Raw genomic sequence first — 9137 nt, 5'->3', positions numbered from 1 at the left:
CGGTGGGGGCGCCCGGGGTGGCCGAGGCGGCGGCGCTGCTGGCCGCCGGGCCGGGCGGTGCCCTGGTGGTGACGAAACGGAAGTCGGCGCGGGTGACGTGCGCCGTCGCGCGCGGCCCCGCGTGCTCGGGGCCGGCGGGCCGTCAGTAACGTCGGGGGACCGGGCCCGCGCCCGGTCCGCACCGAGTCCAGGAGAAGAGAAGGTGGCCCGCGGCCATGCACACACCCAGTGAACCCGACCTGCGGCACCACGGTGACGCCGAAGTGCGGGGCGGCGGCGCGGAACTGACCGACCTCGCGGTCAACGTGCGCGCCGGTACGCCCCCGCTGTGGCTGCGCGAGCACATAGCCGCGTCGCTGGACGGGCTGGCCGCCTACCCGGACGGGCGGGCGGCGCGGCGGGCGGTGGCCGAGCGGCACGGCCTGCCGGAGGAGCGGGTGCTGCTGACGGCGGGGGCGGCGGAGGCGTTCGTCCTGCTGGCCCGGGCGCTGAAGGTGCGGCGGCCGGTCGTGGTGCACCCGCAGTTCACGGAGCCGGAGGCCGCGCTGCGGGACGCCGGGCACACGGTGGAGCGGGTGCTGCTGGATCCGGAGGACGGTTTCCGCCTCGATCCGCGGGCGGTGCCGGGCGACGCGGACCTGGTGGTGGTCGGCAATCCCACCAACCCCACCTCTGTCCTGCATCCCGCGCAGGCGCTGGCGCAGCTGGCCCGCCCGGGGCGGACGCTGGTGGTGGACGAGGCGTTCATGGACGCGGTGCCGGGCGAGCGCGAGTCCCTGACGTCCCGTACGGACCTGCCGGGGCTGGTCGTGCTGCGCAGCCTCACCAAGACCTGGGGGCTGGCGGGGCTGCGCATCGGCTACGTACTGGCCTCGCCGGGCACCATAGCCCGGCTGGAGCGGGCGCAGCCGCTGTGGCCGGTGTCGTCCCCGGCGCTGGCGGCGGCGGAGGTGTGCAGCGCTCCCCCGGCACTGGCCGAGGCCGCGCACGCGGCGCACCACCTGGCCGCCGACCGGGCTCATCTGACGGCGGCGCTGGCGCGGTTCGAGGACGTGCGCGTGTACGGTCCGGCGGCCGGCCCGTTCCTGCTGGTCCGGCTGCCGGACGCGGCGGCGGTACGGTCCCGGCTGCGGGGGCTGGGGTTCGCGGTCCGGCGCGGTGACACGTTTCCGGGCCTGGGCCCGGACTACCTCCGCCTGGCGGTCCGGGATCGCACGACGACGGACCGCTTCGCGGAGGCACTGACGGAGGCGCTGGCGGGGGCGTAGCCCAGCGGGCGGGCGGTGCGGGCGGGGCGCGTGCGGTCGGCGTGCGGTCCTGCCGGGACTTCTGCCGCGGTCGGCCTGCCGACGGGCGGCCGCGCCGGGGTCCGGGGCGGGGACGACGGACCGCTTCGCGGAAGCACCGGCCGAGGCGCTGACCGGACGGTCGGCCCTGCCGCGAGGGCAGTTCGTTCCGCTCGGATCGGACCCACCGGCGGGCGGCCGCGCGAGGCGGTCCGGGACCGGACCGGTCACGGACCGCTTCCCGGGAGCACCCGCCCGGCCGTCAGTCCTGCCCGCGAGCCGCCGCTCGGCGACGCGTGACGGCGAGCGCGCCGCCGCCCGCCGCCACGAGGAGGGCGGCCGCGCCCGCGAGGTAGGGCGTGAGGGAACTGCCGCCGGTCTCGGCGAGGTTCTTCCCGGCGGGCGCGGCCGAGGCATGGGCCGCGGTCTGCGGCTTGAGGCCGGTGTTCTTCGCGCCGGGCGTGGCCGGCGCGGCCTCGGGCGTCTCGCAGGTGGCCTCGGCGAGGGTGACCCGGCCCCGGACCTCGGCGACGTTGAGCTTCAGGGGGTTGACGGAGACGGTGAGGCCGAGGGCGGCGGCCGCGGCCGTACGCGACGTGGTGGTGGTCCTCGACAGGTCGAGCCGCACCTCGCCCACGCCGGGCACCTCGACCTTGGTCGTACCGCCCGTGGTGAGCGTGACCTTCTTGCCGAGCACGGAGACCGCTCCGAGGAGGTTCGCGGTGGCGGCCGGCTTGCCGCCGGCCTCGCACACGGCCCGGGAGGTGACCTGCTGGACCTCGATGAGCGGGAGCAGTGGCAGCCCGGGGATGCGGATCTTGGCGTGGACGAGGTTGGCGTATCCCTCGGACCTCCGGCGGTCGGCGGTGGCGCGGGCGGTGGCGGTGTCGGCGCGCAGGACGTCGACGGGTCTGCCCTGCTCGACGCCGTCGAGGGTGACGGTGAGCGTGGTCCGGGCGGCCTCGGCGGGTGCGTGCACCTCGTTGAGGGAGGTGGTGAGCGGTACGTGGACGCTCTTGTCGAGCAGCGCGACGTCGAGTCCGGTGCGCAGGACGACGGCGCCGGACCTGCCTCCGGTGGTGCCGCCGGTGGCATGCGCGGGGCCGGTGGCGGCGGCCGCAGCGGCCGGGACCGCGAGGGAGAGCGTGGCGGCGACGGCCGCGAAGCGGCGTGCGGGCATGCCGAAGGAGGCGATGGTGGTGCTGGACACGTGTGGGAAACCTTCACAGCAGGCGTGGAGCCGTCGGCGCGGCCCATGGGGGACATCGCACGCGCCGACGGCGGGACCCCGCCATATTTGACCTCGGGAGGGTGAACGGGCGGCACCCTGACGCCAGTTCATCCGAACGGGTAGGTTTCGCAGCCGCATTCGATTCGGCCGGCGCGAGGGTCCCTCCCCGCCACCCGGGTCACCCCCGTTTCGGCGGCCGGCCGGGGGTCAGCTCACCACCCGACCCCGCAGCACCACCCGTCGCGGCGTGCCGAGCACCCGGACGTCCGCGCGGGGATCCGTGGCGTAGACGACCAGGTCGGCCGGGGCACCCTCCTCCAGCCCCGGGCGGCCCAGCCACTCGCGGGCGCCCCAGGCCGCCGCCGTCAGGGCGGCCGTCGGCGGGACGCCGGCCTTGACGAGCTCCGCGACCTCCTGGCCGACCAGGCCGTGGGCGAGCGAGCCGCCCGCGTCGGTGCCGACGAAGACCGGTATGCCGGCGTCGTAGGCGGCGCGCACCGTCTCGTAGCGCCGCTCGTGCAGCCGGCGCATATGGGCGGACCAGCGCGGGAACTTCTTCTCGCCGCCGTCCGCCAGCCGCGGGAACGTCGCGATGTTGACCAGGGTCGGCACGATCGCGACCCCGCGCTCGGCGAAGAGCGGGATCGTCTCCTCGGTCAGCCCCGTCGCGTGCTCGATGCAGTCGATGCCCGCCTCCACCAGCGGCGCGAGCGACTCCTCCGCGAAGCAGTGCGCGGTGACCCGCGCCCCCAGCCGGTGCGCCTCGGCGATCGCGGCCTCGACCTCGCCGCGCGGCCAGCACGCCGACAGATCACCCGTCTCCCGGTCGAGCCAGTCCCCGACGAGCTTGACCCAGCCGTCCCCGCGCCGGGCCTCGCGGGCCACGTAGGCCACCAGGTCCTCGGGCTCGATCTCGTGCGCGTAGTTGCGGATGTACCGGCGCGTACGGGCGATGTGGCGGCCCGCGCGGATGATGCGGGGCAGGTCCTCGCGGTCGTCGATCCACCGGGTGTCCGAGGGGGATCCGGCGTCGCGCAGCAGCAGCGCGCCCGCGTCGCGGTCGGTCAGCGCCTGTTTCTCACTGGTCGACTCGTCGACCGGGCCGTGCGCGTCCAGGCCCACGTGGCAGTGCGCGTCCACCAGGCCGGGCAGCGCCCAGCCCTCGATGGTGGTGACGTCGCGCGCCCCCGCCGGCCGCTCGAAGGTGATCCTCCCGCCGACGGCCCACAGCTCGTCGCGCACCCCGTCCTCCGGGTCCGCGCCGACGAGCACCCGCCCCTTGATGTGCAGCACATCACTGTCGCTCATGACGGCACTGTACGAGCCCGTTACCGCGCCGCGCCAAGGGCCCCGTACCGAGATCGGGGCGAGCCCGGCCGATCGGCCCGGCGAATTAACCCCCGCATTGCTCCCTATTTATTTCGCAGCTGACTTCCCGGCATTCTCTTGCCCCCATTATTCGACCCTAAACGCAGAGATTTTATTGCGGTCGCAACCCAGCCTCTCCCCTGTGACGCACTCCACAAAATCCGCCCGCTTTGCCCGGAAAACACCGGACAAATCACCGCATCTCGCCCGCATCTCGCGGGCCCGCACACCCCCGCGCGATAACACAACAGCCTCGCCCGTGGAAAGCCGACGCCGCCATGCATTTTTCGATTCAGCTCGGTAAATTCACTCCTCATGACCGCCGCACAAGCAGACCTTGCACGTGCCCACAGAGAATTCTCGGAATTGCCGGAGGGACTGACACTCGACACCCCCGGCGTCGAGGACGGAGCCGCGATCTGGCGCATCGCCCGCGACTCCGGGGCCCTGGACCTCAACTCCTCGTACAGCTACCTGCTGTGGTGCCGCGACTTCGCCGCCACCTCCGCCGTGGCCCGCCGCCCCGACGGCGAGCCGGCCGGTTTCATCACCGGCTACGTACGCCCCGAGCGCCCCGGCACCCTCGTGATCTGGCAGGTGGCCGTCGACCACGCCTGGCGCGGCCGGGGCCTGGCCGCCGCGCTGCTGGACGGACTGGTCGCCCGCACCGCCCGGGAGCTGGGCGTCCAGGGGATCGAGACCACCGTCACGCCGGACAACACCGCCTCGAACCGGCTGTTCGCCTCCTTCGCCGAGCGCCACGCGGCCCCCGTGGAGCGGCGGGTCCTCTTCGACGGCGGGCTGTTCCCCGACGGCGGGCACGAGCCCGAGGTGCTCCACCGCATCGGACCCCTCCCGCTCTGACCCGGCCCGGCCCGCCGAACGGGCCCGCGAGCCCGCCCCCACCACCGACTTCCCTGGAGCCTGTCGTGACCATCACCCCGCCCGCCCTGAGCGTCTTCGAGACCCTGGAGTCGGAGGTGCGCAGCTACTGCCGCAGCTGGCCCGCCGTCTTCGACCGCGCGCAGGGCAGCCGCATGTACGACGAGGACGGCCACACCTACCTCGACTTCTTCGCCGGCGCCGGCGCGCTCAACTACGGCCACAACAACCCGGTGCTCAAACGCGCCCTGCTCGATTACCTCGAACGCGACGGCGTCACCCACGGCCTGGACATGGGCACGACCGCCAAGCGCGCGTTCCTGGAGTCCTTCCAGGACCTGGTGCTGCGCCCGCGCGACCTGCCGTACAAGGTCATGTTTCCCGGCCCGACGGGCACCAACGCCGTGGAGGCCGCGCTCAAGCTGGCCCGCAAGGTCAAGGGCCGCGAGGCGATCGTCTCCTTCACCAACGCCTTCCACGGCATGTCGCTGGGCTCGCTCGCCGTCACCGGCAACGCCTTCAAGCGGGCCGGCGCGGGCATCCCGCTGGTGCACGGCACCCCGATGCCGTTCGACAACTACTTCGACGGCCAGGTGCCGGACTTCCTGTGGTTCGAGCGGCTGCTGGAGGACCAGGGCTCGGGCCTGAACCAGCCGGCCGCCGTCATCGTCGAGACGGTGCAGGGCGAGGGCGGCATCAACGTCGCCCGCCCGGAGTGGCTGCGCGCCCTCGCCGACCTGTGCGAGCGCCGCGACATGCTGCTGATCGTCGACGACATCCAGATGGGCTGCGGCCGCACCGGCGGGTTCTTCTCCTTCGAGGAGGCGGGCATCACGCCCGACATCGTGACCCTGTCGAAGTCCATCGGCGGCTACGGCATGCCGATGTCGCTGACCCTCTTCAAGCCGGAGCTGGACGTCTGGGAGCCGGGCGAGCACAACGGCACCTTCCGCGGCAACAACCCCTCCTTCGTCACCGCCGCCGCGGCCCTGGACGCGTACTGGGCCGACGGCCAGATGGAGAAGCAGACCCTCGTCCGCGGCGAGCAGGTCGAGCAGGCGCTGCGCGCCATCTGCGCCGAGCTCACCGGACCGGCCGCGCGGTACCGCGGCCGGGGCCTGGTCTGGGGCCTGGAGTTCACCGACAAGGCGCGCGCCACGGCCGTCGCCGCGCGGGCCTTCGAACTCGGCCTGCTGATCGAGACCTCCGGCCCGGAGAGCGAGGTCGTCAAGCTGCTGCCCGCGCTGACCATCTCCCCCGACGAGCTGGACGAGGGCCTGCGGATCCTGGCCCGCGCGGTCCGCGAGACCGCCTGAGAACCCCGACCTCACCCCCCACAGAAAGGCAGGAAAACCATGCTCGTCCGTTCCCTCAAGGACATCGAAGGCACCGACCGGCACGTCAAGGCCAAGTCGGGCACCTGGGAGAGCAAGCGCATCGTGCTCGCCAAGGAGCGCGTCGGCTTCTCGCTGCACGAGACCGTCCTCTACGCGGGCACCGAGACGTCCATGTGGTACGCCAACCACATCGAGGCCGTGCTGTGCGTGGAGGGCGAGGCCGAGCTCACCGACGACGAGACCGGCGAGAAGCACTGGATCGCGCCGGGCACCATGTACCTCCTCGACGGCCACGAGCGGCACACCCTGCGCCCGAAGACCGACTTCCGCTGCGTCTGCGTCTTCAACCCGCCGGTCACCGGCCGCGAGGACCACGACGAGAACGGCGTCTACCCGCTGCTGACGGAGGAGGTCTGAGCGATGACGACGGCCACGGTCAGCGACCTCTACCCCACGCGCGGCGCCACCGAGGTGGCGGTCCCCCGCCGGGATCCGGTGGTGTGGTCCGAGCCGGGCGCCCCGGGGCCCGTCGACGCGGCGCGGTTGCGGGACTACGACCGCGACGGCTTCCTGACGGTCGACCAGATCATCACGCCGGACGAGGTGGCGCTCTACCGCGCCGAACTGGACCGGCTGGTCGCCGATCCGGCGGTACGGGCCGACGAGCGCTCCATCGTCGAGCCGGCGTCGGACGCCGTGCGCTCGGTGTTCGAGGTGCACAGAATCAGCGAGGTCTTCGCCGGCCTGGCGCGCGACCCGCGGGTGGTGGGCCGGGCCCGGCAGATCCTCGGCTCGGACGTCTACGTCCATCAGTCCCGGATCAACGTCAAGCCGGGCTTCGGCGCCTCCGGTTTCTACTGGCACTCGGACTTCGAGACCTGGCACGCCGAGGACGGGCTGCCGCGGATGCGCACGGTGTCGGTCTCGATCGCGCTGACCGAGAACCACGACACCAACGGCGGGCTGATGATCATGCCCGGCTCGCACCGGACGTTCCTGGGCTGCGCGGGGGAGACGCCGCGCGACAACTACAAGCGGTCGCTGCGCATGCAGGACGCGGGCACGCCCTCCGACGAGGCCCTGACGGGCTTCGCCGCGGAGCACGGGATCAAGCTGTTCACGGGCCCGGCGGGCTCGGCGACCTGGTTCGACTGCAACTGCATGCACGGATCCGGCGACAACATCACGCCGTTCCCACGCAGCAACGTCTTCCTCGTCTTCAACAGCGTGGAGAACACGGCGGTGGAACCCTTCGCGGCACCGGTCCGACGCCCGGAGTTCATAGGGGCGCGGGACTTCACGCCGGTGGGGTGACGCGGCCCGGCCGGGTTCCGGGGGCGGCCCCGTCATGGGGCCGCCCCCGCCCGTACGTCCCGTGCGGCGCTCACCGAGGTGAGACGAACCCGCTCTCGTACGCGGCGATGACCGCCTGCGTGCGGTTGCGGACGCCCAGTTTGGCGAGCGCGCCCGCCACGTGCGTCTTGACCGTCGCCGCGCCCAGCGTCAGCTCCCGCGCGATCTCGGCGTTCGACAGCCCGGCCGCCATCAGGCTCAGCACCTCCGCCTCCCGCTCCGACAGCCGCGCCCGCAGCTCGCTCGCCGCGTTCCGGGCGTCGCGGGCGCCGGCGTGCTCGGCGGCCAGCGCGCGGACGGCGGCGGGGAAGAGAAGCGAGTCGCTGCGCGCCACCAGCCGCACCGCCTGGACGAGTTCGTCGGCACCCGCCCGCTTGAGCAGGAAGCCGCTGGCCCCGGCGCGCAGCGCGTCGTACACGTAGCTGTCGTTCTCGAAGGTGGTCACGACGACGACGCGCGGCGGGTCGTCCATGGTGGCCAGCACCTGCTCCGTGGCGCGGATGCCGTCGATCTCGGGCATCCTGACGTCCATCAGGACGATGTCGGGGCGCGTCTGGCGGATCACGGACACCGCCTCAGCGCCGGTCCTGGCCTCGCCGACGACCTCCAGATCCGGCTCGGCGCCGAGGATGGCGCGCAGGGCGGTGCGGACCAGGTGCTCGTCGTCGGCGAGGACGACTCGGATGGGGCGCGCGGGGCCGCCGCCGGGTATCTCGTCGGGCATGGCGATCAGCTTAGAGAGGCGCCGACACCCGGGGAATTCGGTGGCTTGCCTTCCGCTTTGCGGGGATGATCGCGGTATGTCACGCACGTTCGATCATCTGGTGGCCGAGGCGGAGTCGGTGTCGGTCGAGGGCTGGGACTTCTCCTGGCTGGACGGCCGGGCCACCGAGCAGCGCCCGTCGTGGGGCTACCAGCGCACGATGAGCGACCGCCTGTCCCGCGCGTCGGCCGCGCTGGACGTCCAGACGGGCGGCGGCGAGGTGCTCGCCGGGGCCGCGAAGCTGCCTCCGCTGATGGTCGCCACCGAGTCCTGGCCGCCCAACGTCGCCAAGGCGACGAAGCTGCTGCACCCGCTCGGCGCCGTCGTCGTCGCGGACGCGGACGAGCCGCCGCTGCCGTTCGCCGACGAGGCGTTCGACCTGGTGACCAGCCGCCACCCGGTGACGGTGTGGTGGGAGGAGATCGCCCGTGTGCTGCGGCCCGGCGGCACGTACCTCGCCCAGCACGTGGGCCCGGCGAGCGTCTTCGAGCTGGTCGAGTACTTCCTGGGGCCGCAGCCCGAGGACGTGCGGCGCGCCCGTCACCCCGACGACGCGCGGCGGGACGCGGAGGCCGCCGGTTTCGAGGTCGTCGACCTGCGCTCGGAGTCCCTGCGCACCGAGTTCCTCGACATCGGCGCGGTGATCTACTTCCTGCGGAAGGTGATCTGGATGGTCCCCGGCTTCACCGTCGGCCGTCACCGCGACCGGCTGCGGGAGCTGCACGACCGGATCGAGGCGGAGGGTCCGTTCACCGCCACCACCACCCGCTGTCTGATCGAGGCGCGCAAGCCCGCCTGACCGGCGGGGTCAGCGCCCGCCGAGCGGCAGGCGCACCGCCAGCCGCCACACTCCGTCCCGCTCCCCCGCGTCGCTGGCGCCGCGCAGCAGCCGGGCGCGCTCGGCGATGCCCAGGAGG

The 9137-nt window shown here is 73.4% G+C and carries 10 protein-coding genes; 7 read left to right on the top strand and 3 right to left on the bottom strand.

What is annotated here, in order from left to right; genetic code table 11:
• Positions 1–2: 2 nt before the first annotated feature.
• Complete coding sequence (locus J7E86_RS28615; RefSeq protein ID WP_308312762.1) at positions 3–149, top strand: cobalamin biosynthesis protein; 147 nt, start codon at positions 3–5, stop codon at positions 147–149.
• Between the two features lie 66 nt (positions 150–215).
• Positions 216–1268 (top strand): Rv2231c family pyridoxal phosphate-dependent protein CobC, encoded by a 1053-nt coding sequence (gene cobC, locus J7E86_RS28610; protein ID WP_215085721.1) that lies wholly within the window; start codon positions 216–218, stop codon positions 1266–1268.
• A 280-nt stretch (positions 1269–1548) separates the two neighbouring features.
• On the opposite strand, the gene J7E86_RS28605 is transcribed toward cobC, so the two are convergent.
• Both J7E86_RS28605 and J7E86_RS28600 read right to left on the bottom strand, forming a co-directional pair.
• A complete protein-coding gene (locus J7E86_RS28605; RefSeq protein ID WP_251019820.1) occupies positions 1549–2466 on the bottom strand; it encodes an SCO1860 family LAETG-anchored protein in 918 nt (305 codons plus the stop codon).
• A gap of 258 nt (positions 2467–2724) precedes the next feature.
• Positions 2725–3825, bottom strand: coding sequence for an amidohydrolase family protein (locus tag J7E86_RS28600; protein ID WP_215085719.1), 1101 nt, complete (start codon positions 3823–3825; stop codon positions 2725–2727).
• A gap of 375 nt (positions 3826–4200) precedes the next feature.
• Here J7E86_RS28600 and ectA point away from each other — a divergent pair, with 375 nt between their 5' ends.
• The 4 genes from ectA (at position 4201) to thpD (ending at position 7418) form a co-directional block, all read left to right on the top strand.
• Positions 4201–4749, top strand: a complete 549-nt coding sequence (ectA, locus tag J7E86_RS28595) for a diaminobutyrate acetyltransferase (RefSeq protein WP_215085718.1) — start codon at positions 4201–4203, stop codon at positions 4747–4749.
• Between the two features lie 65 nt (positions 4750–4814).
• Positions 4815–6083, top strand: coding sequence for a diaminobutyrate--2-oxoglutarate transaminase (ectB, locus tag J7E86_RS28590; RefSeq protein ID WP_215085717.1), 1269 nt, complete (start codon positions 4815–4817; stop codon positions 6081–6083).
• 39 nt (positions 6084–6122) lie between these two features.
• Positions 6123–6521, top strand: coding sequence for an ectoine synthase (locus J7E86_RS28585; RefSeq protein ID WP_215085716.1), 399 nt, complete (start codon positions 6123–6125; stop codon positions 6519–6521).
• Between the two features lie 3 nt (positions 6522–6524).
• Complete coding sequence (gene thpD, locus J7E86_RS28580; RefSeq protein ID WP_215085715.1) at positions 6525–7418, top strand: ectoine hydroxylase; 894 nt, start codon at positions 6525–6527, stop codon at positions 7416–7418.
• Positions 7419–7488: 70 nt separating this feature from the next.
• Here thpD and J7E86_RS28575 read toward each other — a convergent pair whose 3' ends face one another.
• Positions 7489–8181: a response regulator transcription factor gene (locus J7E86_RS28575; protein WP_215085714.1), complete on the bottom strand. Its 693-nt coding sequence runs from the start codon at positions 8179–8181 to the stop codon at positions 7489–7491.
• A 76-nt stretch (positions 8182–8257) separates the two neighbouring features.
• On the opposite strand from J7E86_RS28575, the gene J7E86_RS28570 reads away from it, so the two are divergent.
• The gene (locus J7E86_RS28570) at positions 8258–9019 is read left to right on the top strand and encodes a class I SAM-dependent methyltransferase (protein ID WP_215085713.1); all 762 of its coding nucleotides are present in this window, start codon (positions 8258–8260) and stop codon (positions 9017–9019) included.
• Positions 9020–9137: the final 118 nt, after the last annotated feature.

The organism is Streptomyces sp. ISL-11, from assembly GCF_018614525.1.
Classification (GTDB): Bacteria; Actinomycetota; Actinomycetes; order Streptomycetales; family Streptomycetaceae; genus Streptomyces.
This window is presented reverse-complemented; position numbering and strand designations above follow the sequence as displayed.

Coding starts and splice junctions, on each gene's coding strand:
- cobC (WP_215085721.1), top strand. CDS start 216: ATGCACACACCCAGTGAACCCGACCTGCGGCACCACGGTGACGCCGAA.
- J7E86_RS28605 (WP_251019820.1), bottom strand. CDS start 2,466: ATGCCCGCACGCCGCTTCGCGGCCGTCGCCGCCACGCTCTCCCTCGCG.
- J7E86_RS28600 (WP_215085719.1), bottom strand. CDS start 3,825: ATGAGCGACAGTGATGTGCTGCACATCAAGGGGCGGGTGCTCGTCGGC.
- ectA (WP_215085718.1), top strand. CDS start 4,201: ATGACCGCCGCACAAGCAGACCTTGCACGTGCCCACAGAGAATTCTCG.
- J7E86_RS28585 (WP_215085716.1), top strand. CDS start 6,123: ATGCTCGTCCGTTCCCTCAAGGACATCGAAGGCACCGACCGGCACGTC.
- thpD (WP_215085715.1), top strand. CDS start 6,525: ATGACGACGGCCACGGTCAGCGACCTCTACCCCACGCGCGGCGCCACC.
- J7E86_RS28575 (WP_215085714.1), bottom strand. CDS start 8,181: ATGCCCGACGAGATACCCGGCGGCGGCCCCGCGCGCCCCATCCGAGTC.
- J7E86_RS28570 (WP_215085713.1), top strand. CDS start 8,258: ATGTCACGCACGTTCGATCATCTGGTGGCCGAGGCGGAGTCGGTGTCG.